General features: G+C 50.0%; 25 protein-coding genes and 2 tRNA genes. 12 read left to right on the plus strand and 15 right to left on the minus strand.

What is annotated here, in order from left to right; all coding sequences use genetic code 11:
- Positions 1–276: 276 nt before the first annotated feature.
- The 8 genes from KCG54_RS09005 (at position 277) to nqrM (ending at position 7,517) form a co-directional block, all read left to right on the plus strand.
- Positions 277–1,620 (plus strand): Na(+)-translocating NADH-quinone reductase subunit A, encoded by a 1,344-nt coding sequence (locus tag KCG54_RS09005; RefSeq protein WP_070615826.1) that lies wholly within the window; start codon positions 277–279, stop codon positions 1,618–1,620.
- Between the two features lie 2 nt (positions 1,621–1,622).
- Positions 1,623–2,855, plus strand: coding sequence for an NADH:ubiquinone reductase (Na(+)-transporting) subunit B (locus KCG54_RS09010; RefSeq protein WP_254323982.1), 1,233 nt, complete (start codon positions 1,623–1,625; stop codon positions 2,853–2,855).
- Entirely contained in the window at positions 2,848–3,624 is a 777-nt protein-coding gene (locus tag KCG54_RS09015; RefSeq protein WP_254323983.1) for a Na(+)-translocating NADH-quinone reductase subunit C, read from the plus strand. Before KCG54_RS09010 ends, KCG54_RS09015 begins: the two co-directional genes overlap by 8 nt.
- On the plus strand, positions 3,624–4,250 hold the full coding sequence (locus KCG54_RS09020) for an NADH:ubiquinone reductase (Na(+)-transporting) subunit D (RefSeq protein ID WP_049329022.1): 627 nt from the start codon (positions 3,624–3,626) through the stop codon (positions 4,248–4,250). Before KCG54_RS09015 ends, KCG54_RS09020 begins: the two co-directional genes overlap by 1 nt.
- 3 nt (positions 4,251–4,253) lie before the next feature.
- Positions 4,254–4,847, plus strand: coding sequence for an NADH:ubiquinone reductase (Na(+)-transporting) subunit E (gene nqrE, locus KCG54_RS09025; RefSeq protein ID WP_003684365.1), 594 nt, complete (start codon positions 4,254–4,256; stop codon positions 4,845–4,847).
- Between the two features lie 13 nt (positions 4,848–4,860).
- The gene (nqrF, locus tag KCG54_RS09030) at positions 4,861–6,078 is read left to right on the plus strand and encodes an NADH:ubiquinone reductase (Na(+)-transporting) subunit F (protein ID WP_049333900.1); all 1,218 of its coding nucleotides are present in this window, start codon (positions 4,861–4,863) and stop codon (positions 6,076–6,078) included.
- A 132-nt stretch (positions 6,079–6,210) separates the two neighbouring features.
- On the plus strand, positions 6,211–7,278 hold the full coding sequence (locus KCG54_RS09035; RefSeq protein WP_254323984.1) for an FAD:protein FMN transferase: 1,068 nt from the start codon (positions 6,211–6,213) through the stop codon (positions 7,276–7,278).
- 17 nt (positions 7,279–7,295) lie between these two features.
- Complete coding sequence (gene nqrM / locus KCG54_RS09040) at positions 7,296–7,517, plus strand: (Na+)-NQR maturation NqrM (protein WP_003680888.1); 222 nt, start codon at positions 7,296–7,298, stop codon at positions 7,515–7,517.
- Positions 7,518–7,744: 227 nt separating this feature from the next.
- Here nqrM and rpmG read toward each other — a convergent pair whose 3' ends face one another.
- The 6 genes from rpmG to KCG54_RS09070 all read right to left on the minus strand — a co-directional run bounded on the left by rpmG (position 7,745) and on the right by KCG54_RS09070 (position 11,991).
- Positions 7,745–7,900: a 50S ribosomal protein L33 gene (gene rpmG / locus KCG54_RS09045; protein WP_003684373.1), complete on the minus strand. Its 156-nt coding sequence runs from the start codon at positions 7,898–7,900 to the stop codon at positions 7,745–7,747.
- A 30-nt stretch (positions 7,901–7,930) separates the two neighbouring features.
- Complete coding sequence (gene rpmB / locus KCG54_RS09050) at positions 7,931–8,164, minus strand: 50S ribosomal protein L28 (RefSeq protein ID WP_002216391.1); 234 nt, start codon at positions 8,162–8,164, stop codon at positions 7,931–7,933.
- 250 nt (positions 8,165–8,414) lie between these two features.
- Positions 8,415–9,743 (minus strand): branched-chain amino acid transport system II carrier protein, encoded by a 1,329-nt coding sequence (gene brnQ / locus KCG54_RS09055; RefSeq protein WP_254323985.1) that lies wholly within the window; start codon positions 9,741–9,743, stop codon positions 8,415–8,417.
- A 1-nt stretch (position 9,744) separates the two neighbouring features.
- Complete coding sequence (locus tag KCG54_RS09060) at positions 9,745–10,641, minus strand: segregation and condensation protein A (RefSeq protein ID WP_063069106.1); 897 nt, start codon at positions 10,639–10,641, stop codon at positions 9,745–9,747.
- 92 nt (positions 10,642–10,733) lie between these two features.
- The gene (locus KCG54_RS09065) at positions 10,734–11,201 is read right to left on the minus strand and encodes a hypothetical protein (RefSeq protein ID WP_070460336.1); all 468 of its coding nucleotides are present in this window, start codon (positions 11,199–11,201) and stop codon (positions 10,734–10,736) included.
- A 13-nt stretch (positions 11,202–11,214) separates the two neighbouring features.
- Positions 11,215–11,991: a tRNA threonylcarbamoyladenosine dehydratase gene (locus tag KCG54_RS09070; protein WP_107867785.1), complete on the minus strand. Its 777-nt coding sequence runs from the start codon at positions 11,989–11,991 to the stop codon at positions 11,215–11,217.
- 186 nt (positions 11,992–12,177) lie between these two features.
- Here KCG54_RS09070 and KCG54_RS09075 point away from each other — a divergent pair, with 186 nt between their 5' ends.
- Positions 12,178–12,642 carry a universal stress protein gene (locus tag KCG54_RS09075; protein ID WP_003680896.1) on the plus strand — a complete coding sequence of 155 codons (465 nt, stop codon included), beginning with the start codon at positions 12,178–12,180 and terminating at the stop codon, positions 12,640–12,642.
- Between the two features lie 78 nt (positions 12,643–12,720).
- Here the strand turns inward: KCG54_RS09075 and hemL are convergent, their stop codons facing one another.
- Positions 12,721–14,004, minus strand: coding sequence for a glutamate-1-semialdehyde 2,1-aminomutase (gene hemL, locus KCG54_RS09080; RefSeq protein ID WP_049336068.1), 1,284 nt, complete (start codon positions 14,002–14,004; stop codon positions 12,721–12,723).
- Between the two features lie 198 nt (positions 14,005–14,202).
- Here hemL and KCG54_RS09085 point away from each other — a divergent pair, with 198 nt between their 5' ends.
- The 3 genes from KCG54_RS09085 to KCG54_RS09095 all read left to right on the plus strand — a co-directional run bounded on the left by KCG54_RS09085 (position 14,203) and on the right by KCG54_RS09095 (position 17,534).
- A complete protein-coding gene (locus tag KCG54_RS09085) occupies positions 14,203–14,598 on the plus strand; it encodes a hypothetical protein (RefSeq protein ID WP_049333912.1) in 396 nt (131 codons plus the stop codon).
- Between the two features lie 73 nt (positions 14,599–14,671).
- On the plus strand, positions 14,672–15,994 hold the full coding sequence (gene miaB, locus KCG54_RS09090) for a tRNA (N6-isopentenyl adenosine(37)-C2)-methylthiotransferase MiaB (RefSeq protein ID WP_003684389.1): 1,323 nt from the start codon (positions 14,672–14,674) through the stop codon (positions 15,992–15,994).
- Positions 15,995–16,223: 229 nt separating this feature from the next.
- Positions 16,224–17,534: an NCS2 family permease gene (locus KCG54_RS09095; RefSeq protein ID WP_254323986.1), complete on the plus strand. Its 1,311-nt coding sequence runs from the start codon at positions 16,224–16,226 to the stop codon at positions 17,532–17,534.
- A gap of 82 nt (positions 17,535–17,616) precedes the next feature.
- Here KCG54_RS09095 and KCG54_RS09100 read toward each other — a convergent pair whose 3' ends face one another.
- From KCG54_RS09100 to KCG54_RS09135, 8 genes are all read right to left on the minus strand, one after another.
- Positions 17,617–18,174 carry a hypothetical protein gene (locus KCG54_RS09100; RefSeq protein ID WP_070826444.1) on the minus strand — a complete coding sequence of 186 codons (558 nt, stop codon included), beginning with the start codon at positions 18,172–18,174 and terminating at the stop codon, positions 17,617–17,619.
- 394 nt (positions 18,175–18,568) lie between these two features.
- Positions 18,569–18,643, minus strand: a tRNA-Glu gene (locus KCG54_RS09105).
- A 12-nt stretch (positions 18,644–18,655) separates the two neighbouring features.
- Positions 18,656–18,732 (minus strand) — tRNA-Arg (locus KCG54_RS09110).
- Positions 18,733–18,864: 132 nt separating this feature from the next.
- Positions 18,865–20,223, minus strand: coding sequence for a deoxyguanosinetriphosphate triphosphohydrolase (locus KCG54_RS09115; protein WP_049336415.1), 1,359 nt, complete (start codon positions 20,221–20,223; stop codon positions 18,865–18,867).
- A 56-nt stretch (positions 20,224–20,279) separates the two neighbouring features.
- Positions 20,280–21,539, minus strand: a complete 1,260-nt coding sequence (gene rho / locus KCG54_RS09120; protein ID WP_003680905.1) for a transcription termination factor Rho — start codon at positions 21,537–21,539, stop codon at positions 20,280–20,282.
- A 244-nt stretch (positions 21,540–21,783) separates the two neighbouring features.
- Positions 21,784–22,686: a DMT family transporter gene (locus KCG54_RS09125; protein WP_254323987.1), complete on the minus strand. Its 903-nt coding sequence runs from the start codon at positions 22,684–22,686 to the stop codon at positions 21,784–21,786.
- Positions 22,687–22,754: 68 nt separating this feature from the next.
- Entirely contained in the window at positions 22,755–23,510 is a 756-nt protein-coding gene (locus KCG54_RS09130) for a BPSS1780 family membrane protein (RefSeq protein WP_254323988.1), read from the minus strand.
- 73 nt (positions 23,511–23,583) lie between these two features.
- Positions 23,584–25,272: a glutamine--tRNA ligase/YqeY domain fusion protein gene (locus KCG54_RS09135; protein WP_254323989.1), complete on the minus strand. Its 1,689-nt coding sequence runs from the start codon at positions 25,270–25,272 to the stop codon at positions 23,584–23,586.
- Positions 25,273–25,304 lie beyond the last annotated feature (32 nt).

A 25,304-nucleotide genomic window follows, 5' to 3' on the forward strand; every position in this document is an offset into this window, starting at 1 on the left:
GTTTAAATATCAATCAGTTAAAAATTATTTCTCTTAACACTCGATTACATACTCCTACTTTTTTCCCACTTTTCCCGTAAAAATAAGCGTAAAACTGACATAAAGCAGCCTATACCTGATAAAATCTAAAGCCTTGTTGTTTGCGTTTATTCGTTGTTTTTATAGCAAACCTCTGCTTTTTCCAGACGGCCCATCCTTTGTTTCAAAGCATTACATGCCGTCTGAAAAAACAATCCGACATCCGAATCTCAACCCACCAAAAAGTAACGCATCCTTATGATTAAGATAAAAAAAGGCTTAGACCTGCCTATCGCAGGCAGACCGGAGCAAGTCATTTATGACGGCCCGGCCATTACCGAAGTCGCGTTGCTTGGCGAAGAATATGTCGGCATGCGCCCCTCGATGAAAATCAAGGAAGGCGAAGCCGTCAAAAAAGGCCAAGTGCTGTTTGAAGACAAAAAGAATCCGGGCGTAGTATTTACTGCTCCGGCTTCAGGCAAAATCGCCGCTATTCACCGTGGCGAAAAGCGCGTACTTCAGTCAGTCGTGATTGCCGTTGAAGGCAACGACGAAATCGAGTTCGAACGCTACGCACCTGAAGCGCTGGCAAAATTGAGCAGCGAAGAAGTACGCCGCAACCTGATCCAATCCGGTTTGTGGACTGCGCTGCGCACCCGTCCGTTCAGCAAAATTCCTGCCGTTGATGCCGAACCGTTCGCCATCTTCGTCAATGCGATGGACACCAATCCGCTGGCTGCCGATCCTACGGTCATCATCAAAGAAGCCGCCGAAGACTTCAAACGCGGCCTGCTGGTATTGAGCCGCCTGACCGAACGTAAAATCCATGTATGTAAAGCAGCAGGCGCAGACGTGCCGTCTGAAAACGCTGCCAACATCGAAACACATGAATTTGGCGGTCCGCATCCTGCCGGTTTGAGTGGCACGCACATTCATTTCATCGAGCCAGTCGGTGCGAACAAAACCGTTTGGACCATCAATTATCAAGATGTGATTGCCATTGGCCGTTTGTTTGCAACAGGCCGTCTGAACACCGAGCGCGTGATTGCCTTGGGTGGCTCTCAAGTCAACAAACCACGCCTCTTGCGTACCGTTTTGGGTGCGAAAGTATCGCAAATTACTGCGGGCGAATTAGTTGATGCAGACAACCGCGTGATTTCCGGCTCGGTATTGAACGGCGCGATTGCACAAGGCGCGCACGATTACCTCGGCCGCTACCACAATCAGATTTCGGTTATCGAAGAAGGCCGCAGCAAAGAGCTGTTCGGCTGGGTTGCGCCGCAGCCGGACAAATACTCCATCACGCGCACAACCCTCGGCCATTTCCTGAAAAACAAACTCTTCAAGTTCAACACAGCCGTCAACGGCGGCGACCGCGCCATGGTACCGATCGGCACTTACGAACGCGTGATGCCCTTGGACATCCTGCCTACCCTGCTCTTGCGCGATTTAATCGTCGGCGATACCGACAGCGCTCAGGCATTGGGTTGCTTGGAATTGGACGAAGAAGACCTCGCTTTGTGCAGCTTCGTCTGCCCGGGCAAATACGAATACGGCCCGCTGTTGCGCAAGGTGCTGGAAACCATTGAGAAGGAAGGCTGATTATGGGCTTGAAACATTTTCTTGAAAAAATCGAACCGCACTTCCTGCCGGGCGGCAAACATGAAAAATGGTATGCCCTCTACGAAGCTGCGGCGACGATTTTCTATACATCCGGCGCGGTAACGCGCAAAGCGGCCCACGTCCGCGATGCGCTCGACTCCAAGCGCATGATGATTTTGGTGTGGCTGGCTTTGTTCCCCGCCATGTTCTACGGTATGTACAACGTCGGCGCGCAGGCATTCGGTGCGTTAACGCCCGATTTGTTGCAACAAAATATCGCCAACGACTGGCATTACGCCCTTGCCAACGCTTTGGGCATCAATATGTCGTCTGAAGCGGGCGTGCTGGGCAAAATGCTGTTCGGCGCGATTTTCTTCCTGCCGATTTACGCGACTGTATTTATTGTGGGCGGCTTCTGGGAAGTCTTGTTCGCCACTGTACGCAAACACGAAATCAACGAAGGTTTCTTCGTAACTTCGATTCTGTTTGCTTTGATCGTTCCCCCTACCCTGCCTTTGTGGCAAGCGGCTTTGGGTATTTCTTTCGGCGTTGTGGTTGCAAAAGAAGTATTCGGCGGTACAGGTAAAAACTTCATGAACCCTGCTCTTGCAGGCCGTGCGTTCCTGTTCTTTGCCTACCCTGCCAACATTACCGGCGATACCATTTGGACTGCGGTTGACGGCTATTCCGGTGCCACTGCTTTGGCGCAATGGGCGGCACACGGTGCAGACGGCCTGAAAAATGCTGTAACCGGTCAAAACATCTCTTGGATGGATGCGTTTATCGGTAATGTGCCCGGCTCAATCGGCGAAGTATCCACTTTGGCGCTCTTAATCGGCGGCGCGTTTATCGTGTTCACCCGTATTGCCTCATGGCGCATTATTGCCGGCGTGATGATCGGTATGATTGCCATGTCTTCGCTGTTTAACTTCATCGGTTCGGACACCAACGCCATGTTCTCCATGCCTTGGTACTGGCACTTGGTGGTAGGCGGCTTCGCCATCGGTATGCTGTTTATGGCGACCGACCCTGTTTCCGCTTCCTTTACTAATGTCGGCAAATGGTGGTACGGCGCACTTATCGGTGTGATGTGCGTATTGATCCGCGTGGTCAACCCTGCTTACCCCGAAGGCATGATGTTGGCGATTCTGTTTGCCAACCTGTTTGCCCCGATTTTCGACTATTTCGTCGCACAAGCGAACATCAAACGCAGAAAGGCGCGCAGCAATGGCTAAGAAATTCGATAAAGACAGCTTCAGCGGCACGCTGATTGTGGTATTGGTTGTCAGCCTGATTTGTTCCATCATCGTTGCTGGTGCGGTCGTCGGCTTGAAACCAATCCAAGAGAAACAAAAACTCCAAGACAAACAAGGCTATATCTTGAGCGTAGCCGGTTTGATGGATAAAAATACCGACATCAGCAAAACCTTTGCCGAGCGTATCGAGCAACGTGTCGTGGACTTGGCAACCGGCGAATACGTCGCCGATGCGCCTAAAGACTTCAGCGCACGTGTTGCCGGCAAAGACCCTGCCCAAAGCATCCAAATCAAACCTGAAGACGATTTAGCAGGCATCAAAAGCCGTGCTAAATACACTGAGGTTTACTTGGTAAAAGGCGAAGACGGCAAAGTCAGCCAAATCATCCTGCCTATGCACGGCAACGGTTTGTGGTCTGTCATGTACGGTTTTGTCGCCATTCAACCTGACGGCAACACCATCAACGGCATTACCTATTACGACCAAGGCGAAACCCCGGGCTTGGGCGGCGAAATCGGCAACCCTCTGTGGCAACAAAAATTCGTCGGCAAAAAACTGTTTGACGAACAAGGCAAATTTGCCCTGCACGTCGGCAAAGGCGCAAGCTCAGACAAAGAACACGGCGTAGATGCCCTCTCCGGCGCATCGCTGACGTCTAAAGGTGTGCAAGGTTCGTTCGACTACTGGTTCGGCGAAAACGGCTATATCCCCTACCTGAACAAATTGAAATCAGCAGGAGCACAATAATGGCTGACATGAAACGCTTGAAACATTTGATGTTTTCACCCTTTATCGACAACAACCCGATTGCCTTGCAGGTTTTGGGTATTTGTTCGGCTTTGGCGGTTACCACCAAACTTCAGACGGCCATCGTAATGGGTATTTCCGTAGCTTTGGTAACCGGTTTTTCCAGCTTCTTCATCTCGCTAGTACGCAACTACATCCCCAACAGCATCCGTATTATCGTGCAAATGGCGATTGTTGCTTCCTTGGTAACGCTGGTTGACCAACTGCTTCAAGCCTTTGCTTATGAGCTGTCCAAACAGCTGTCCGTATTCGTCGGCCTGATTATTACCAACTGTATCGTGATGGGCCGTGCCGAAGCATTCGCCATGAAAGAGCCTCCTTTGGAGAGCTTGGTTGACGGTATCGGCAACGGCGCAGGTTACGGCATGATGTTGATCATCATCGCCACCATCCGCGAACTGATCGGCTCTGGCAAGCTCTTTGGCTACACCATTTTCCAAACCGTACAAGATGGCGGCTGGTATCAAACCAACGGCTTGTTCCTGCTCGCCCCTAGCGCGTTCTTCATCATCGGCTTCTTGGTATGGGGTCTGCGCACTTGGAAACCTGAACAGGCGGAGAAATAACACATGGAACATTACTTAAGCCTCTTTGTAAAATCCGTCTTTCTGGAAAACATGGCACTTTCCTTCTTCTTGGGGATGTGTACGTTTTTGGCGGTATCTAAAAAAGTATCCACTGCATTCGGTTTGGGCGTGGCTGTAACTTTCGTACTCGGCCTGTCCGTCCCAGCCAACCAACTTGTTTACTCGCTGTTGAAAGACGGCGCGCTGGTTGAAGGCGTGGACCTGACCTTCCTGAAATTCATCACCTTCATCGGTGTGATTGCCGCTTTGGTGCAGATTTTGGAAATGTTCTTGGACAAATTCGTCCCTGCCCTCTACAACGCATTGGGTATCTACCTGCCTCTGATTACCGTAAACTGCGCGATTTTCGGTGCCGTATCGTTTATGGCGCAACGCGAATACAACTTCGGCGAGTCCGTTGTATATGGTTTCGGTGCAGGTTTGGGCTGGCTTTTGGCTATTGTCGCTTTGGCGGGCATTACCGAAAAAATGAAATATTCGGACGTCCCTAAAGGTCTCAAAGGCTTGGGCATTACCTTTATCGCCGCTGGCCTGATGGCAATGGCGTTTATGTCGTTCTCCGGCATCCAGTTATAAGAAAGGAATCGGCATGGAGATTATTTTAGGTATCGTGATGTTTACCCTCATCGTCTTGGTTTTGGCACTGATGATTCTGTTTGCCAAATCCAAGTTGGTGAGCGAGGGCGACATCACCATCAAAGTCAATAACGAAAAAGAGCTGACGATGCCTGCCGGCGGCAAACTGCTGGGTGCGCTTGCCAGCCAAGGCATCTTCGTTCCTTCCGCCTGCGGTGGCGGCGGCTCATGCGGTCAGTGCCGCGTTGTCGTGAAAAGTGGCGGCGGCGACATTCTGCCGACCGAGCTATCCCACATCAGCAAACGCGAAGCGCGCGAAGGCTGCCGTCTGTCTTGTCAGGTCAACGTTAAAACTGATATGGACATCGAAGTACCGGAAGAAGTATTCGGCGTAAAAAAATGGGAATGCACCGTCATCTCCAATGACAACAAAGCCACGTTCATTAAAGAACTCAAGCTTGCCATTCCAGAAGGCGAAGAAGTTCCTTTCCGCGCCGGCGGCTACATCCAAATTGAAGCTCCTCCTCACACCGTTGCCTACAAAGACTTCGACATTCCTAAGGAATACCACGAAGACTGGGACAAATACAATCTGTGGCAATACGTTTCCAAAGTGGATGAGCCGATTTTGCGTGCCTACTCTATGGCTTCATACCCTGAAGAAAAAGGCATCATTATGCTGAACGTGCGTATCGCTACGCCTCCTCCGCGCGTACCTGACGCGCCTCCGGGACAAATGTCGTCTTACATCTGGTCGCTCAAAGCCGGTGACAAAGTAACGATTTCCGGTCCGTTCGGCGAATTCTTCGCCAAAGATACCGATGCCGAAATGGTATTCATCGGCGGCGGTGCAGGTATGGCACCGATGCGTTCCCACATTTTCGACCAACTGAAACGTTTGAACTCCAAACGTAAGATTACCTTCTGGTATGGTGCCCGTTCTAAACGCGAGATGTTCTATGTCGAAGACTTCGACCAACTCGCAGCAGAATTCCCGAACTTCACATGGCACGTCGCCCTGTCCGACCCATTGCCTGAAGACAACTGGGACGGTTACACAGGCTTCATTCACAACGTGGTTTACGAAAACCACCTGAAAAACCATGAAGCACCGGAAGACTGCGAATTCTATATGTGCGGCCCTCCGATCATGAACCAGTCCGTGATCAAAATGCTCAAAGATTTGGGCGTGGAAGACGAAAACATCCTCTTGGACGATTTCGGCGGTTAACAGACAAAAAGGAAGAAACTTCGGTTTCTTCCTTTTTTATTGCCAGGCCGTCTGAAAACCATACTTTCAGACGGCCTGAACCTTTCTTTTACGATACAATAAAGGCTTCAAAAAATAATCCGCAAATCCCCTATGCCGTTTCTTTCCAATTCGTTTTACCGTCCGATAATCGGTTGCACCGTTGCCATCCTTTCCTCACTCACACTCTCTGCCTGCCAACCTGAAAAACAACAAACCATTACCCTGCAAGGCGAGACCATGGGCACGACCTATACCGTCAAATATCTTTCAGACGGCCAAGATAAACTCCCCTCCCCTGCCGAAATACAAAAACGCATTGATGACGCGCTTAAAGAAGTCAATCGGCAAATGTCTACCTACCAGACCGATTCCGAAATCAGCCAATTCAACCAGCTGCGCACCGTCAATCAGGCCATGCCCATTTCCCAAGACTTTGCCTATGTGACCGGAGAAGCCTTGCGTTTAAACAAACTGACACACGGCGCACTGGACGTAACCGTCGGCCCTTTGGTCAACCTCTGGGGATTCGGCCCGCAAAAAGAAATCACGCACGAACCGACTGCACAAGAAATCCAACATGCTTCAGAAATGGTCGGTACGGACAAACTCAAACTTTCCCAAGACGGACAGCAGCCTACACTCGCCAAAACCCATCCCGAAGTCTATTTAGACCTATCCTCCATCGCCAAAGGCTTTGGTGTGGATAAAACCGCCGCCGAACTTGAAAAACTCAATATCGGCAATTATTTGGTAGAAATCGGCGGCGAGTTGCATGGCAAAGGCCGCAATGCGCAAGGCAACCCTTGGCGTATCGGCATCGAGCAACCCAATATCGTTCAAGGCGGTGCCACTCAAATTACCATTCCATTGGACAATAAATCACTGGCCACGTCCGGCGACTACCGCATTTTCCATGTCGATAAGTCAGGCCGTCGCCTTTCCCATATCATCAACCCCAAAACCAAACAACCCATCAGCCACAACCTTGCTTCCATCAGCGTAGTAGCAGAAAACGCCACACTTGCAGACGGCCTTTCCACCGGATTGTTCGTTCTCGGAGAAACCGAAGCGCTTAAACTTGCCGAGCAAGAAAATCTCGCCGTTTTCCTTATCATCCGAACCCCGCAAGGCGGCTACCATACTAAAATGTCTAGCGCATTCAAGAAATTATTAAACTAACCTTCAGGAATACACACATGAAAACCCTCCTTCTGACTTTCGGCATCTTTATCATTGTCATCCTCGGCATGGCAGTCGGCTATATCTTCTCCAAACGCACCATCAAAGGCAGCTGCGGCGGCATTTCCTCTCTCGGCATGAAGAAAATGTGCGATTGCGACACGCCATGCGATACTTTGCAAAAAGAGCTGGATAAAAAACAACATTCCGACAATCAAGGCATCAAGGTCGATCATTAAGTCTTTGTTGAATGTTTATTCATAACTCAAGGCTGTTTATCCCCCATCAGGCCGTCTGAAAAACAAAAGAGCGTGAACCCTATGGATACACGCTCTTTTGTTTTGCCTCTTCCAAAGCAATCCAAAAATATCTTGCATACACATTTGAAACAAGCCCTCCAAAACCAATCATGAAACAAAAAGAAAAGCTCCTGCAAAACAGGAGCTTTTTCTTGGAAGAAACCGGATTATTTCAATTTAGTTTCTTTGTAAATAACGTGTTTACGGGCTACTGGGTCAAATTTTTTGATTTCCAGTTTGCCAGGCATAGTACGTTTGTTTTTAGTAGTTGTGTAGAAGTGACCAGTACCAGCGCTGGACTCCAGTTTGATTTTATCGCGCATTGCAGTAATCCTTAATTAATGGTGTTTAAATTAAGCTTCGCCGCGAGCACGCAAATCAGCCAATACGACATCAATGCCTACTTTATCGATGGTGCGCAATGCAGCGTTAGAAACGCGCAGGCGAACCCAGCGGTTTTCACTTTCTACCCAGAAACGACGTGATTGCAAGTTAGGCAAAAAACGACGTTTGGTTTTGTTGTTGGCGTGTGATACGTTATTGCCAGACATCGGGCGCTTACCGGTCACTTTGCAAACTCGTGCCATGGTTAGTCTCCAAACTTCTAAAATAGTAAAACGCGATTTATACCACGAAATCCGCCTTCAGTTCAAGTCGTTTACTGAAAAAACGGAATTTGTGGAAATAAACCTTCTCAATATGTTGCATCTGCGAAACGGTATCTCGCAAAGCCTTAACTTTTCAATTATAACGGATTTCTTCAAAAAAATCATCTGTCGTTTGCGAGGTCGGCGAAATAAACAGGCCGTCTGAACATTTCAGACGGCCTGTTTGTCATCATGCTTTTTTCTTCAACGCCGCATTCAAAATGCAGCCGAGTATAAAGCAGGCTAAAGAAGGAACAACCCACCCCAAACCGATATTGTAAAACGGCAATGCGCGCTCGATGGCGGCAGCGGTATCGGCATCCAATCCAAACGCGGCCTTATAGGCATCGAGCAAACCGACCATAAGGGCCGCCATCATGGTGCAAAAATAGACAATACGGCCGCCGCCAAACAGTTTATCTGTCAAGGCCAGCAGAATAATAACGATGGTCAGCGGATACAACAGCATCAACATAGGGATGGAAAACTGCAAAATCGCTGACAGGCCTTTGTTGGCCAACAGGATAGACACCACCGTATTCAGTATCACAAAGATTTTATAAGAAATACCCGGGCAAAGACGGTTGAAATATTCGGCGCATGAAGTAATCAAGCCAACCGCCGTACTCAGACAGGCAAGCAGCACCATGACGCCAAGCAACACAATACCGGCCGTACCGAAATAGTGCTGTGCGGTTTTAGACAAAACCGACGCGCCGTTTTCCTGCAAGCCGATACCGGCCACACCTGTCGCGCCCATATAGCCGATAAACAGGTAAACCACTGCCAAACAAGAAGCCGCCAACACACCGGAAATCGTCGTTGTCTTCAGCAAGTCCGCGCGGTTGTCCACGCCCATGGCGCGAACGGCATCGATGACGATAATGGCAAACACCAGCGAAGCCAGCGCGTCCATGGTGCCGTAGCCTTCCAAAATACCTTTAACCAACGGATGAGTGGCAAAATCGCCTTGCGCTGCCTGCGGCATACCCATCGGATTAATGGCGGCATAGCCGACCAATATCGCAATTGACAGCAACAAAACAGGCGTGAGGATTTTACCGATACGGTCAACCAGCTTCCCCGGAGAAATCGACAGCCAATAAGTCATGCCGAAAAACACCAGGCTGAATACGGCCAATGCGATATTTTTCCAAGATTCATCAATGAAAGGAGAAATTGCAGTTTCAAAAGATACCGTTGCTGTACGCGGCATGGCAAACAAGGGGCCGATTGCCAGATAAAGCGCGGCGGCAAAAGTCACGCCGTACCAAGGCGCAACACGGGAAGCCAGCGCTTCCACATCGCGCGAGCCGGAATAGCCGACGGCAATCACACCCAGTAATGGCAACCCCGCCCCGGTCAACAAAAAGCCGAACATTGCCGAAAGCCAGTTTTCGCCGGCCTGCTGTCCCAAAAAAGCAGGAAAAATCAGGTTTCCCGCCCCAAAAAACAGGGCAAACAGCATTAAGCCCACCGCCCATAAAGAAGCTTTGGTATGACTCGTCGTCGAATTCATTTTAGTTCTCTTTTTTCAAATTTTCGTTATCGTTTTCATCGGCTTCAAGGCCGTCTGAAAGCATTTCGGCTTCGTTTATTTCCAAACCGTCTTTCAGGCTGATTTCGATTTCACCATAATTTTCCGGCTGTACGATACGCACCAAGCCTTCTTTAGCCAATTCCAGCAATGCAATAAAATTGACCACCACATATGTCGCACCCTGCTCAGGCTTAAACAAATCGCTGAACTTGCTGATACCGCTTTCGTTCAAGCGACGCAAAATCGCCGTCATCTGCGCGCGCACGGAAATGGTTTCCCGCACTACTTCATGACTGCGCGTATGCTTGGAACGCGACAAAATACCCAACCAAGCCTGCGTCAAATCGGCAACATATACTTCCGGCAACTTCGCTTCGACCGCAATTTCCAGCGGCAAATACGCCCAAGCAAAATCACGTCCGGCACGCGGTAATGCGTCCAAGCCCTGAGCCGCCAGTTTCATTTGTTCGTAAGCCAACAGACGGCGCACCAGCTCGGCACGCGGATCCGCCTCTTCATCCTCAACTTCTTCAGGACGCGGCAACAGCAGGCGCGATTTAATTTCAATCAACATCGCCGCCATCAGCAGGTATTCTGCCGCCAAATCAAACTGATACGCTTCCATTTGGGCAATATAGTGCAGATACTGCTCAGTAATCTTCACCATCGGAATATCGAGGACATCGATATTTTGCTTGCGGATAAGGTACAGCAGCAAATCCAACGGCCCTTGGAAGCTGCTCAATACCACCTTCAACGCATCAGGCGGAATAAACAAATCCTGCGGCACATCGGTAACAGGCTGACCGAACACCCACGCAACGGTATGTTCAGACGGCGTTGCGGCAGTGGAAGAAATAAGGTGTTCTGAAGGCATGGTTAAAGGGTCTTTTTCTTTTTAAGTTTAGTAAGAAGTTTCATCAACAAAAGGCCGTCTGAAACAAGGACAACCCGTTTTTAATATAAAAATCAGCGGTTTTTACGATTGATTTGCAAAGAAACAATGGCGACGGCAAAGGTCTGGGCCAAGGCCATACCCAACAGCGGCAGGCTGGCGAAAACCGTACCCGTCAGTACCGAGCCAATATCGCGAGAAAACACAAAACCATCCCTCGCAAGCATCGCCACCATCAAAGCCAACAACAGCAAACTTTCGCAGCCGACCAAAAGCCAAATCATTTTAACCGAACGGCGTTTGCGCCATTTCATGATACCGGCGTGTAAAAGGCTGAATATCACGACGGACAGAAACGGATAAAGAAAAGTGGTGAACGGGCGGTTATAACCGCTTTGCACACACAAATAATCGCCCGGCAGCGTATTGCATTCCATCACATCGAGAAACATCGGATCGACAGCATACATCAATACGCCGAACCATACCGCATAAATCAGGCTGGCGATAAAGTAGGCTTTAAAAAATCGGTTCTTAACCATCTTCCTCTACCCCTCACTTCCGCCCCGCGATATGCTCCACCGCAGCCTGTGCACAATACAATCCAAACGAAGCCGTTACCAGCATACTCGCGCCGTAGCCCGCGCAGGACAAACCTTGCGGTGCGGCATCGCTCGAACACGCTTCGCCGGATTGCGGCGGCGTAATATTCTCGATTGAATAAACGCAAGGCACGCGCATTTTTTCTTTGGTATCGCGGCTGAAGCCGTAGCGTTTGCGCAAGGTATAGCGCAAATTGGAAAGTAGAGGGTCGTGGGTAACGCGGCTCAAATCGGCGGTTTGGATTAAAGCCGGATTTTTCTGTCCGCCCGCGCCGCCGCTGATAATAAACGGTTGTTTATGCTGCACGAAATACGCCGCCATCGCCGCTTTGACACGGATTTGGTCAATGGCGTCAATGACAAAGTCAAAAGGCCGTCTGAAAAGCTCGTCCAGATTGTCTTCGGTTACAAAATCTTCGATTTCCGTCACTTCGCATTGCGGATTGATTTGGGCGATGCGTTCTCGCAAAGCGGTAACTTTTGCCTTACCGAAATCATCGGTCAAGGCGTGCAACTGGCGGTTGACATTGGACTCGGCAACGTTGTCCAAATCAATCAGCGTTAAACGACCGATACCGCTGCGCGCCAAAGCCTCCACCGCCCACGAGCCGACGCCGCCGACGCCGACCACGCACACATGCGCACGCGAAAAGCGCGCCAGTGCTTCGTCTCCGTAAAGTCTGGCAATGCCGCCAAAGCGGCGCGAAGAAAGAAAAGCGGCGTCCTGCATAAGTAACCTTGTGATATATCAATAAATTAATGAAAAACGCCACAGGCGAATCGGACTGACATTATACTTGAAAGCAGATGGGCTGTTGTACCCGCCCGAAAGAGTTTATAATCGTTTCACATTCAGACAAGTTCTGATTTCATATTAAACGAAAGTGCCGCTACTCGGCGCAAAAGGAGAATAAATATGTACAAACATCTGGTTGTAGCCGTTGACGGTAGCGAGACTTCCCTCAATGCATTGAAACACGCCGCCGAACTGGCAAGCCTCAACAAAGCCCAACTGACTTTGGTTCACGTTGCCAACCCTGCCGAATACATGGCTTTGGCGCCTGAATTCCTGCAACACGAAAGCTACGAAGCCGCTGCAGTGGCTCAAGGCAACGAAGTTTTGGATTTCGCAGAAAAAACAGCGCGTGAAAGCGGCGTTGAAAACATCGTGAAACACCTGTTGGTTGCCAACAAAGGCGCGCGCGAAATGGCGCAAGACTTGGTTGACTACGCCGACAACAACGGCGCAGACCTGCTGGTACTCGGCACACACGGCCGCACCGGCCTGATGCACCTGCTGATGGGCAGCTTCGCCGAGACCGTAATGCGTCAAAGCCACCTGCCTCTGCTGATTATCCGCAGCAAAGCCGAAGAAGCATAATCAAGCATTGATTTAAAATAGCGAAAGGCCGTCTGAATATTTTTCAGACGGCCTTTTTTCACATGACAGCTTCAGCTTTTATTTTGCCATTTCTTTGAACACTTCGTGTGCCACAGCAATGGTTTCGTCAATCAGCTCAGGCGTATGCGCGGCGGAAACAAAACCGGCTTCGTAAGCTGACGGGCCGAATGCGACATTGCGGTCGAGCATACCGTGGAAGAAATGTTTGAAACCGTCGATATTGGAACGCGCCATGTCAGCATAGTTTTGCGGCGTATGGCTGGCAAAATACAAACCAAACATACCACCCACGCTGTCCGCCGTAAATTCAACGCCATGTGCTTTAGCCGCATCGGCAATACCGTTGGCAAGGCGTTGGGTTAAGGCAGTCAGGTTTTCATAGAAGCCTTCGCGCTGAATGATTTCCAGCGTTTTCAAACCGGCTGCAACCGCAATCGGATTGCCGGACAATGTACCTGCCTGATACACGCCGCCCAACGGGGAAATACATTCCATAATGTCTTTACGGCCGCCGAACGCCGCCAAAGGCATACCGCCGCCGATCACCTTACCCATGGTGGTCAAATCAGGTTTGATGCCGTGCAAAGATTGCGCGCCGCCCAGCGCCACGCGGAAGCCGGTCATCACTTCATCGTAAATCAACACAGCACCGTGTTTTTCAGTCAATTCGCGCAAGGCTTTGACAAAGGCTTCAGACGGCCTAACCAGATTCATATTGCCGACAAAAGGCTCCAAAATCACACAGGCAATGTCATTGCCGCTTTGCGCAAAGGCTTCTTCCAGTTGGGCGATATTGTTGTATTCAAGTACCAAAGTGTGTTTGGTAAAGTCGGCAGGCACGCCAGCGGAAGAAGGATTGCCAAACGTCAGCAGGCCACTGCCTGCTTTCACCAACAGGCTGTCGGAATGGCCGTGGTAGCAGCCTTCAAACTTGATGATTTTGTCGCGGCCGGTAAAACCGCGTGCCAAACGGATAGCGGTCATCGTTGCTTCCGTACCGGAGCTGACAAGGCGCAGCTGCTCGACGGACGGCATGATTTTAGCGATTTCTTCGGCAATGACAATTTCGCCTTCAGTCGGCGCACCAAACGACAAACCGCCCAATGCTGCTTCGCGTACGGCCTCAATGACTTCAGGATGGGCATGGCCGACAATCGCAGGGCCCCAAGAGCCGACATAGTCGGTATAACGCGTGCCGTTTTCGTCCCAAACATATGCGCCTTCTGCCTTTTTGATAAAGCGCGGTACGCCGCCGACGCTGCCGAATGCGCGCACAGGAGAGTTCACGCCGCCGGGAATAATGGCTTTGGCGCGGTTGAACAAGCTTTCATTACGGTTCATAGTCAATTCTTTCGTAAGAGGTCGTCTGAAAATCAAATCGGAGCCATTTTAACACCAAATCCTTTTCAGACGGCCCAAGCTTCAAAATAAGAATCGGGCGCAAAATCAAAATTATTCTTTAAAAACAAACACTCTATCCACATTTTTCCTGCTTGTGCTATAATCCGCGACCTATTGAAACAATAAAAGAAAAGCATCATGTTACGCGGATTCATACTCAGCCTCGCCCTTTTGGCGTCCTCCCTCGTCCATGCACAACGCAGCCTGCCTGACGATATGGATGTGGCCGTTTTAAAGACTGTCGATTTGCCTTATCTGAAAGTCAGCAAAGGCGGTTTTTCTTGGACGCGCCTGCTGACCTTGGGCATTGTGGACGGCAACGCGGCCAAACTGCAAATCACCCGCTTCACCAAAATCCACGATGAAAACGACCGTTTCATTCCGATGGGCCGCCTGCTGAATCAAACCGGCAAAGCCGTTGCATTCAAATACAACGAAGAAAGCCGCCTCGTCCGCGAAATCTGGATTTTGACCGACGCCGAAGCTGACAGATTCATCGAACACGCCAAAAAGCAGAAAAAGGCGGAAGAATAATTTTTCAGACGGCCCGAGTATTTCACAGGCCGTTTGAACCCTTTTACAACAAGCAAGTCAATCAAAACAAACCATGAAAAAAGTATTTATCCGCACCTTCGGGTGCCAAATGAACGAGTACGACAGCGAAAAAATGCTGTCCGTCCTCGCCGAAGAACACGGCGGCATCGAGCAGGTTACCCAACCTGACGACGCCGACATCATCTTGTTCAATACCTGCTCCGTGCGTGAAAAAGCGCAAGAGAAAGTCTTCTCCGACTTAGGCCGCGTACGTCCGCTCAAAGAAAAAAATCCCGACCTCATCATCGGCGTTGCCGGCTGCGTTGCCTCTCAAGAAGGCGAAAATATCGTCAAACGCGCTCCGTATGTGGACGTGGTTTTCGGTCCGCAAACGCTGCACCGCCTGCCCAAACTCATCGTCGACAAAGAAACCACCGGCCTGTCTCAAATCGACATTTCCTTCCCCGAAATCGAGAAATTCGACCACCTGCCGCCTGCGCGCGTAGAAGGCGGTTCGGCATTCATTTCCATTATGGAAGGCTGCTCCAAATACTGCTCTTACTGCGTCGTCCCTTACACCCGCGGCGAAGAATTCTCCCGCCCACTTAACGACGTATTGACTGAAATTGCCGGTTTGGCGCAACAAGGCGTTAAAGAAATCAACCTCTTAGGCCAAAACGTCAATGCCTATCGCGGCGAAATGGAAAACGGCGAAATCTGCGACTTTGCCACTTTGTTGCGCATCGTCCACGAAATCCCCGGCATCGAACGCCTGCGCTTTACCACCAGCCATCCGCGCGAATTTACCGACGCGATTATCGAGTGCTACCGCGACCTGCCGAAGCTGGTTTCCCACCTGCACCTGCCGATTCAAAGCGGTTCCGACCGCGTATTGAGCGCGATGAAACGCGGCTACACCGCCTTGGAATACAAATCCATCATCCGCAAACTGCGCGCCATCCGTCCTGATTTGTGTCTCAGCTCCGACTTTATCGTCGGCTTCCCGGGCGAGACCGAGCGCGAGTTCGAGCAAACTTTGAAACTGGTGAAAGACATTGCCTTCGACTTGAGCTTCGTCTTTATTTACAGTCCGCGCCCTGGCACGCCTGCCGCCAACCTGCACGACGACACGCCGCACGAAGAAAAAGTGCGCCGCCTCGAAGCTTTGAACGAAGTCATCGAAGCCGAAACCGCGCGCATCAACCAAACCATGATCGGCACGGTTCAACGCTGCTTGGTTGAAGGTATCTCCAAAAAAGACCCTGACCAACTGCAAGCCCGTACCGCCAACAACCGCGTGGTCAACTTTACCGGCACACCCGACATGATCAACCAAATGATAGATCTGGAAATCACCGAAGCCTACACCTTCTCCCTGAAAGGCAAACCGGTATAAGCACACACAAACAAAGGCCGTCTGAAACTGTTCAGACGGCCTTTATCTTGGTTCGGCCCGGCATTATCTGATTCATGTATTTTTATTACCCGAACAAAAGGCTTTTCAGTATAATACCGCCCGAAAATTCCCTTATCTGTTGAGAAGTTAAGGCCAAAAACCAAACTTTTTGCAGACCAATCCGACGATGCCGTCCCGCAAGCGGCTTTCCCAAAAGGAATATTTTTAAATGAGTTCTTCAAATCAAAGCGTTTTGGAACGATTGTTCAACCTGAGTGCCAATCAGACCAACGTCCGCACTGAAATCATGGCCGGTTTGACCACCTTCCTCGCCATGTGTTACATCATCATCGTCAACCCCCTGATTTTGGGCGAAACCGGCATGGATATGGGCGCAGTATTTGTGGCCACCTGTATCGCTTCCGCCATCGGCTGTTTCGTGATGGGTTTTGTCGGCAACTACCCGATCGCCCTCGCGCCGGGCATGGGCTTGAACGCCTACTTTACCTTTGCCGTCGTCAAAGGCATGGGCGTGGACTGGCGTGTGGCTTTGGGTGCCGTTTTCATTTCAGGCATCATTTTTATCCTGTTCAGCTTCTTTAAAGTGCGTGAAATGCTGGTCAACGCCCTGCCTATGGGCTTGAAAATGTCGATTGCCGCAGGTATCGGCCTCTTCTTGGCATTGATTGCGCTCAAAGGCGCAGGCGTGATTGTGGCCAATCCTGCCACATTGGTCGGTTTGGGCGACATCCACCAGCCTACCGCCCTGCTGGCTATGGCAGGCTTTGTGATGGTAGTTGCACTTGGCCATTTCCGCGTCAAAGGCTCCATCATCATTACCATTCTGACGCTGACCGCTATCTCCACCATCTTGGGCTTGAGCGAGTTCAAAGGCGTGGTCGGCGAAGTTCCGAGCATTGCACCAACCTTCATGCAGATGGACTTTAAAGGCTTGTTCACCGTCAGCATGGTCAGCGTGATTTTTGTATTCTTCCTGGTTGACCTGTTTGACTCTACCGGCACATTGGTCGGCGTTTCCCACCGCGCAGGCCTGTTGCAAGACGGCAAACTGCCACGTTTGAAACGCGCCCTGCTTGCCGACTCTACCGCCATTATCGCAGGCGCCGCCTTGGGTACTTCTTCCACTACCCCTTACGTTGAAAGCGCGGCAGGCGTTTCTGCCGGCGGCCGTACCGGCCTGACTGCCGTTACCGTCGGCGTACTGATGCTGGCCTGTCTGATTTTCTCCCCGCTGGTTCAAAGCATTCCTGCATTCGCTACCGCACCCGCCCTGCTCTATGTTGGCGCGCAAATGTTGCGCAGCGCGCGTGAAATCGATTGGGACGACATGACCGAAGCCGCACCGGCATTCCTGACCATCGTCTTCATGCCGTTTACCTACTCGATTGCCGACGGTATTGCGTTTGGCTTTATCAGCTACGCACTCATCAAACTCTTGTGCAACCGCACTCAAGACGTACCGCCTATGGTATGGATTGTCGCCGTGTTGTGGGCACTGAAATTCTGGTTCTTAGGTTAAGCCGTTCAAAAGAACAGGCCGTCTGAAAAGTTTTCAGACGGCCTGTTTTATTTTACCCAGCGTTTAAAGCTGTCGGCAAAGATTATTTTTTCACTTTTTTAGCAGCTGGTTTAGCGGCAGCTTTCGCACCTTTGTCCAATGCGCAGAAGCGGGTAACGATTTGATCAACCACTTCTTGTTTGCCGTTTACTTCGGTAGTACCGCGGATAGTCAGCATGTTGCCGTCAACTTTGTCTACGTTGGCTGCAGTAGCTGCTTCAGCAACCCAAGCGACATTACCGCCCCAGAATGCGTTTACATCTTTGCTGCTGTCAGTGATACGGAACAGGTTTTCAGTTAATTGGCCTTTGTATTTTACTTGTGCAGCAACAACTTCGTTGCCTTTGAAGCCGTACATTACGCTCAGAGGCTCTTTGCCGTCTTTACCGCATTTGTAGTGAACTTCTTTAGTACCGTCGATAGAGTCTACTTTCAAAGTATTAGGCACTGGAGCTTGAGCTTGTTGAGCCTGAGCTTGAGTTTGTTGTTGCGCAGTAGGCGCAGCTTTAGCTTCAGGTTTGGCTTTAGAACCGCTGCTACATGCAGTCAGGGCAACAGCCGCCAAAACGGCAGGAACGATTAATTTAACATTCATATTCATAATTGACTCCCAAATGGTTTCAATAAAAAACCGGCAAACGCCGGCTGACATTTACACATTAACAGAGATATTCCGTCTTGTCTTTATCTCAGACGGCATTTTTTAAGAAAAGTTCAAATAAATATTTTTATTTTCTAAAATCAAGAAATTATAAATATGAAATCATGTAAATTCAGGTTTAGGAACTCTTAAGATGAATACTGTTGTCAATAAATCGGGTTTTGACAATGGTAAAATGAGATTGAAAAGCGCATAGAGATGACAAAATTCAGGGCAATTGATTTTACACACTTCTGTCTCTTGAGTTGCTGAGCATTTCAGACGGCCTTAGAACACAAACAGTAAATGCAATAAAAAAACGCAATCTGAAACAGATTGCGTTTTTTTTGAAAACTGGCACGCCCACGGGGAATCGAACCCCGGTTACCGCCGTGAAAGGGCGATGTCCTAACCGCTAGACGATGGGCGCGGATAAATCTTGTGGCGCACCCGGAGCGATTCGAACGCCCGACCCTCTGGTTCGTAGCCAGATACTCTATCCAACTGAGCTACGGGTGCATCCTCATCACTTCGCAAGTGCGTTGTGAATCAAGAAGACCGAATGATATAGGCTTTACTAAAGCCTGTCTACTCTTTTCACAGAAACTTTTTATATTTTTATTTAACCAATTGAAGTTAAACAATATAAAATTAACGTAAAATCCCTACTCCTGACAAATCCTGCGCCATTTTAGCGGCGGAGTTATCGGTCATGCCGCCGACAAAATCCAAAATCTTCATATAGGCCTGATACAGACTGTCTTCAGGAAGAATCGGATTGTGCTTTTTCAATAATTCCAACGCCAAAGACTGACGCGTTGCTAACTGTTTTTCTGCAATCAGGGCATAGGCGGCAGGGACGAGCAAATCTAAGATGGAGCCTAAGCATGGGAACGTGGCAATCTCGGTCAAGAGCTTGGTGTGATGGCGGAAAATCCGTGTTTGTGCCAATTCTTTCGCTTTTGCCAAAGTGTTTTGCACTTGCGGGCTGCACAGAGCAAGCAGGTCTTTGCCTTTGAATGTTCCGTCCAACAAGTCGGACTGATGCAGCATAAAGGTTTGCGCGACATCATCAATCGCCTTGCCGATCGCAATGCCGCGCAACATGGCGCAACGCTGACGGCTGGAGCTGGCGTGCCATGCGCTTTCGGCAAAGGTCAGCTCGGACAAAATACTTTCTACTTCCGTATCCGTGAGCAAATCCAATTCGACGGCATCTTCCAAATCCAGCAAGGCATAGCAAATATCGTCGGCAGCCTCCATCAAATAAGACAAAGGATGGCGCGCCCAGCTGTCTACTCCCGCGGAAACCAGCCCCAATTCGTCGGCAACTTGACGGATAAACGGCAACTCGGTTTGATAAATATTGAATTTCTTTCTGCCGTTTGGATGTTGCGTTGTCCACGGATACTTCAGCAATGCGCCGATGGCTGCCGCAGTCAGGCGCATTCCGCCTGCCTCCGGATACATTTCAAGGCTGGCGACGATACGCAGGCTATGCGCATTGCCTTCATAGGTTTGAATATCGTTGCGTTCCGCTTCGTTTAATGTGTTCAGATAAATTTGATGTTCAGGCCGTCTGAACCAATCACGCAAAGCATCTTCGCCGGTATGGCCAAACGGCGGATTGCCCAAATCATGAGCCAAACAGGCAACCTGCACCACGGCACCAATATCGCTGGGCGTATTGCCCTGCGGCAGAAAACCGCCGTTATGCAACATCACGCCCACGCGGTTGCCCAAGCTCCTGCCCACGCTGGCAACTTCAACGCTGTGCGTCAGGCGGTTGTGCGTCAAGTCATGTTGCGCCAGCGGATGCACCTGTGTTTTACGGCCAAGGCGGCGGAAGGCTCCGGAAAAAACAACCCGGTCGTAGTCGATGTGAAAATCCGTACGCAAGGCATCGGCACCTTCTTGAGTCGAAGGGGTAACGGTCGGCACGATTTCGCCGTTTTTAGTACGGAAGCGTTGGGTGGATAATAAGTTTTGCCAATTCATTCGGATGGTCATAAAGGTTCCTCAAGCAAAGTAAAGGCCGTCTGAAACATATTCAGACGGCCTTATGCTTATTTACCGCGCATCAATTCAAAGAAATCGTCGTTATTTTTAGAGTCTTTGAGTTTGCCCACCAAAAACTCGGTCGCTTCGATTTCGTCCATAGGATGCAGGAATTTGCGCAAGAGCCACATGCGTTGCAACTGATCGTTCGGCACCAGCAATTCTTCGCGGCGCGTACCGGATTTATTGATACTAATGGCCGGGAACAGGCGTTTTTCGGCCATACGGCGGTCAAGGTGCAATTCCATATTGCCCGTGCCTTTGAACTCTTCGTAAATCACGTCGTCCATGCGGCTACCGGTTTCAACAAGCGCTGTCGCAATAATGGTAAGCGAACCGCCCTCTTCCACATTACGCGCTGCGCCGAAGAAGCGTTTCGGACGGTGCAAGGCGTTGGCATCGACACCGCCGGTCAAGATTTTGCCCGAAGTCGGCACAACGGTATTGTAGGCGCGCGCCAAACGGGTAATCGAATCCAGCAGGATGACCACGTCTTTTTTGTGTTCAACCATACGTTTGGCTTTTTCAATCACCATCTCGGCCACTTGTACATGGCGTTGCGCCGGTTCATCAAACGTAGAGGAAACGACTTCGCCGCGTACAGAACGGCTCATTTCGGTCACTTCTTCCGGACGCTCGTCAATCAACAGGACAATCAGCTCGACATCGGGATAATTGGCGGTAATAGCGTGGGCAATGTTTTGCAACATCACGGTCTTACCGGTTTTAGGCGGCGCCACCAACAATGCACGTTGGCCTTTACCGATTGGGGAAACCAAGTCGATAGCGCGGCCGGTCAGATTCTCTTCGGCTTTGATGTCGCGCTCAAGTTTGAATTGTTCGGTTGGGAATAAAGGCGTGAGGTTTTCAAAGAGGATTTTGTGTTTGCAGACTTCAGGCTGATCGCCGTTGATGGTATCGAGGCGGACAAGTGCGAAATAGCGTTCGTTGTCTTTAGGTACGCGCACGCTGCCTTCGATGGTGTCACCGGTGTGCAGATTGAAGCGGCGGATTTGCGTGGGCGAAACATAAATATCGTCAGGACCGGCAAGGTAAGAAGTATCTGCGCTGCGCAGGAAACCGAAGCCGTCGGGCAGGATTTCGAGTGTGCCGGAACAGGTAAAGCTGACATTTTGCTTCATCATCTGGCGGACGATGGCAAAAACGAGGTCTTGTTTGCGGAAACGGTTGGCGTTTTCAATGCCATGTTCTTCTGCCATTTCCAAGAGTTTGGAAATGTGGAGGGTTTGGAGTTCTGAAACGTGCATAGTATTGATATATTTTGAATAGTATCAGAGAGATGGCACAAAGGCCGTCTGAAAGTATGAAATCGTGCCGCAGGATACGGTAGATTTTTGAGAAAGTTGAATTTTAGGCAGTTGGAGGCAGGGTGTCAAATTTTTAAATCGAACACTGAGGCCGTGACTTGGTCTTATCCTGCAATAAGATTACAGCTGGAAGTAACGTGGCAACCGCAATCTTATCATCAAAAATCCAAGTATTTGCCCAACTTCAGACGGCCTTCTGCCCATACCGCATCAGCGTCATGCCGCCGACTGCCGCCGCACAACCTGCAACCAGTGAAATATGCAGCGGTTCGCCCAAAAACCACGCCGAAGACAGTACACCGAAAATCGGCACGAGCGTAATATACGCCGCCGCACTGCCTGCACCCAAAGTCTTCACGCCTTCAAAATACCACGCATAGGCCAATACCGTCGCACCGATAACCAGCCACGCCAAGGCCGTCCAGCCGCGTCCATCCATTGCCGCTATCGCCTCAAACGGCAATCCGTCCGTCCACGACGCCACCGCCGACAACATCAACGCACCAATGAATGAAGTTGCCGTCGTTACCGTCAGCGCATCTATCCCGCGCAAAACCGCACGCCCGATTAAGGTATAAGCTGCCCAACAAACTACGCAGCCGAAAATCAACCACTCTCCTGCCTTGATACCGCCCGATAACACCGTCAACGGCTGCCCTTGCGTTACCACCATAATGGCGCCGCCGACCGCCAGCAGCATACCCGCCAAAATCTTCGCATTTAAACGCTCGCCGAAAAACCAAGTCGCCAACAGCAGCGTCAGCACGGGATTTACCGCCACAACCACCGCCGCCTTTCCCGCCGGCATCGCCTGCAAACCCAGCATAAAAAACACCGCGTAGCCGCACACGCCGACGGAAGCAGCCACCGCCAAACCTAGCCATTGCCGCGCCGACAAAGCCGCCAAAGTCGCAAACCTGCTGCGCGCAAACAACCAGCCCAACAGCAAAACCGAAGCCAGTACAAACCGAACCGCCCCGCCCGTCAACGGCGGCAGCGACTGCCCCAGCATCCGCCCCATCGGCCAAGACGCACCCCACAACACCGCCATTCCCAGCAGTTTCAAATGTACAGAATAACGTTCCATCTCATCCCTTTTATCGACAAAGGCCGTCTGAAAACCGGATTCCAAGTTTTCAGACGGCCTTTATCCACTTAGGATTTCACAACACGACCATTAGGGTAAATACTGCGGTAAGCAATATAAGGAGCCAGCAGTAAAACTACGCTGACAGGTAGGAATAGTAAAAGTATGATAAAGGTAATCCACTGGCCAAACATGATGCCTAATACGCCCGACATAAAAGAATAGAGAGCCACACCTACAACATAGACTAACATTGCAGGAATATTGCACATAAGCGCTTTGACATTAGCTTTAATAGCCTCCCATGGCTTCAGACCATCTAAAACAATCAAAGCAGGGGTTAATAAAAAGATAGACAAAAGGACAGTAACAATCAATACAACACCAATCATCATTGCCCAATAACCTGCAAAATATAGCGGAATAATAAGTAAGCTAACAGCTATACTGAATAGCACCTGAAGTAACAATAAAATGAAAAAACTCATTTTTTTATCTAAAAAAACAACAAAAAAATCTTTTACATCAAATGCTTTTCCATTATTAGTATCATTAGCAACATACATGGCTCCGCCTAATAAGCATAATCCTACGTAGCTGAATACAATGTTTTTTAAACTAGAAAGCGCATTAATTCCTAGCAAGTCAGTAATAGAAACCACAAAACCTACGATCATATAAGCCAATAATACGCCTACCCATTTCCATGGATGAAGTTTGAAAATACCGAAAGCATCGGTAATCCATTTTATACCAGCAAAAGCAGAAAGGCGTTTGGGTTCGTGATATTGAACTTCCTGTGAAATGGGTATTTGGTTTTCCATAAAATTCCTATTATAAAATCAAAAATTTAAACACAATAAAGGCAGCCAGTGCATACTGACTGCCTTTGGACAATTATTTTGCTTGCCAAGAATCTTTCAGCGTCACCGTGCGGTTAAACACCGGCATGTCTTTGCTGTGGTCTTTGCGGTCGGTTACGAAGTAGCCGATGCGTTCAAACTGCCAACGGCTTTCTGCCGGCAGATCTTTTGCGACAGGTTCGGCATAGGCAGTGATTTCCTTGATGGATTCTGGATTGAGGAAATCGGTAAACGGCAGATAGTTGCCGTCTTCGCCGCGCACGGCATCGGGACGCTCGACGGTAAAGAGGCGGTCGTACAGGCGGACTTTGATTTCGGCGGCGTGTTCGGCGGAAACCCAGTGAATCACGCCTTTAACTTTGCGACCTTCGGGATTTTTGCCCAAGGTATCGTGGTCGATGCTGCATTTGAGTTCAACCACATTGCCTGCCTCGTCTTTTACTACTTCATCGCACTTGATGACATAGCCGTGGCGCAAACGCACTTCGCCGCCGGGAATCAGACGTTTGAAGCCTTTAGGCGGATTTTCGGCAAAGTCGTCGGCTTCAATGTAGATGGTTTGTGAAATAGGTACTTCGCGATCGCCCATTTCCTCGTGGTTCGGATGGAACGCGGCACGGCGGCTTTGTGTTTTGCCGGCTTCAAAGTTGGTCAGGGTTACTTTGAGCGGATTCAAAACCGCCATCAGGCGCGGAGCGGAGTTTTCCAACTCTTCACGAATCGCGCCTTCCAACACGCTCATGTCGACGATGTTTTCAGATTTGGAAATACCGGCGCGTTTGGCAAACAGGCGCAGGCCTTCTGGCGTGTAGCCGCGGCGGCGCATACCGGAAATGGTCGGCATACGCGGATCATCCCAACCGGCAACATGGCCGTCTGAAACCAGTTGGTTCAGCTTGCGTTTGGACGTGATGGAATACAAGAGCTCCAAACGGGAAAACTCGTATTGGCGCGGACGTGTAGCGTGCGGCGCAGGAATGTTGTCCAACACCCAGTCGTACAACGGACGGTGTGCTTCAAATTCAAGCGTACACAAGGAATGCGTGATGCCTTCGATGGCATCGGAAATGCAATGCGTGTAGTCGTACATCGGATAGATGCACCATTTGTCGCCGGTGTTGTGGTGATGGGCGCGGCGGATGCGGTAGATGACGGGGTCGCGCATATTGATGTTGCCCGAAGCCATATCGATTTTCAGGCGCAGGGTTTTGCTGCCGTCGGGGAACTCGCCGTTTTTCATGCGTGTGAACAGGTCGAGGTTTTCTTCGATGCTGCGGTCGCGGTAAGGGCTGTTTTTACCTGTTTCGGTCAGCGTACCACGGTATTCGCGCATTTCTTCTGGCGTCAAATCATCGACATACGCTTTGCCGTCTTTGATTAAACCGACGGCGTAGTCGTAAAGCTGGTCGAAATAGTTGGAAGCGAAACGCGGCTCGCCCGCCCAATGGAAGCCCAACCACTCAACGTCTTCTTTGATGGCGTTGACGTATTCGTCGTTTTCTTTTTCAGGGTTGGTATCGTCAAAACGCAGGTTGCACAAGCCGTCGTAAATATAAGCCAAACCGAAGTTCAAGCAGATGGATTTGGCGTGGCCGATGTGCAGGTAACCGTTTGGCTCGGGCGGGAAACGGGTTTGGATGGCTGTATGTTTACCGCTTTTGAGGTCTTCTTCAATGATGGTGCGGATAAAGTGGTTGTCCGCGAATTGGTCTTTATTCAACATAATATTTCTTTGATGGGAAAATGATTTTCTGT

The organism is Neisseria subflava, from assembly GCF_024205705.1.
Taxonomy (GTDB): domain Bacteria; phylum Pseudomonadota; class Gammaproteobacteria; order Burkholderiales; family Neisseriaceae; genus Neisseria; species Neisseria subflava_D.

Bases quoted from the DNA above. Each gene is read 5' to 3' on its own strand.
- KCG54_RS09005 (WP_070615826.1), top strand. From the start codon at position 277: ATGATTAAGATAAAAAAAGGCTTAGACCTGCCTATCGCAGGCAGACCG.
- miaB (WP_003684389.1), top strand. From the start codon at position 14,672: ATGAAAAAAGTATTTATCCGCACCTTCGGGTGCCAAATGAACGAGTAC.
- KCG54_RS09065 (WP_070460336.1), bottom strand. From the start codon at position 11,201: ATGGTTAAGAACCGATTTTTTAAAGCCTACTTTATCGCCAGCCTGATT.
- KCG54_RS09135 (WP_254323989.1), bottom strand. From the start codon at position 25,272: ATGTTGAATAAAGACCAATTCGCGGACAACCACTTTATCCGCACCATC.
- hemL (WP_049336068.1), bottom strand. From the start codon at position 14,004: ATGAACCGTAATGAAAGCTTGTTCAACCGCGCCAAAGCCATTATTCCC.
- KCG54_RS09100 (WP_070826444.1), bottom strand. From the start codon at position 18,174: ATGAATATGAATGTTAAATTAATCGTTCCTGCCGTTTTGGCGGCTGTT.
- rpmG (WP_003684373.1), bottom strand. From the start codon at position 7,900: ATGCGCGATAAAATCAAACTGGAGTCCAGCGCTGGTACTGGTCACTTC.
- KCG54_RS09010 (WP_254323982.1), top strand. From the start codon at position 1,623: ATGGGCTTGAAACATTTTCTTGAAAAAATCGAACCGCACTTCCTGCCG.
- KCG54_RS09125 (WP_254323987.1), bottom strand. From the start codon at position 22,686: ATGGAACGTTATTCTGTACATTTGAAACTGCTGGGAATGGCGGTGTTG.
- KCG54_RS09115 (WP_049336415.1), bottom strand. From the start codon at position 20,223: ATGACCATCCGAATGAATTGGCAAAACTTATTATCCACCCAACGCTTC.
- nqrF (WP_049333900.1), top strand. From the start codon at position 4,861: ATGGAGATTATTTTAGGTATCGTGATGTTTACCCTCATCGTCTTGGTT.
- KCG54_RS09095 (WP_254323986.1), top strand. From the start codon at position 16,224: ATGAGTTCTTCAAATCAAAGCGTTTTGGAACGATTGTTCAACCTGAGT.
- nqrE (WP_003684365.1), top strand. From the start codon at position 4,254: ATGGAACATTACTTAAGCCTCTTTGTAAAATCCGTCTTTCTGGAAAAC.
- KCG54_RS09035 (WP_254323984.1), top strand. From the start codon at position 6,211: ATGCCGTTTCTTTCCAATTCGTTTTACCGTCCGATAATCGGTTGCACC.
- KCG54_RS09075 (WP_003680896.1), top strand. From the start codon at position 12,178: ATGTACAAACATCTGGTTGTAGCCGTTGACGGTAGCGAGACTTCCCTC.
- rho (WP_003680905.1), bottom strand. From the start codon at position 21,539: ATGCACGTTTCAGAACTCCAAACCCTCCACATTTCCAAACTCTTGGAA.
- KCG54_RS09130 (WP_254323988.1), bottom strand. From the start codon at position 23,510: ATGGAAAACCAAATACCCATTTCACAGGAAGTTCAATATCACGAACCC.
- KCG54_RS09060 (WP_063069106.1), bottom strand. From the start codon at position 10,641: ATGCCTTCAGAACACCTTATTTCTTCCACTGCCGCAACGCCGTCTGAA.
- rpmB (WP_002216391.1), bottom strand. From the start codon at position 8,164: ATGGCACGAGTTTGCAAAGTGACCGGTAAGCGCCCGATGTCTGGCAAT.
- brnQ (WP_254323985.1), bottom strand. From the start codon at position 9,743: ATGAATTCGACGACGAGTCATACCAAAGCTTCTTTATGGGCGGTGGGC.
- nqrM (WP_003680888.1), top strand. From the start codon at position 7,296: ATGAAAACCCTCCTTCTGACTTTCGGCATCTTTATCATTGTCATCCTC.
- KCG54_RS09020 (WP_049329022.1), top strand. From the start codon at position 3,624: ATGGCTGACATGAAACGCTTGAAACATTTGATGTTTTCACCCTTTATC.
- KCG54_RS09070 (WP_107867785.1), bottom strand. From the start codon at position 11,991: ATGCAGGACGCCGCTTTTCTTTCTTCGCGCCGCTTTGGCGGCATTGCC.
- KCG54_RS09015 (WP_254323983.1), top strand. From the start codon at position 2,848: ATGGCTAAGAAATTCGATAAAGACAGCTTCAGCGGCACGCTGATTGTG.
- KCG54_RS09085 (WP_049333912.1), top strand. From the start codon at position 14,203: ATGTTACGCGGATTCATACTCAGCCTCGCCCTTTTGGCGTCCTCCCTC.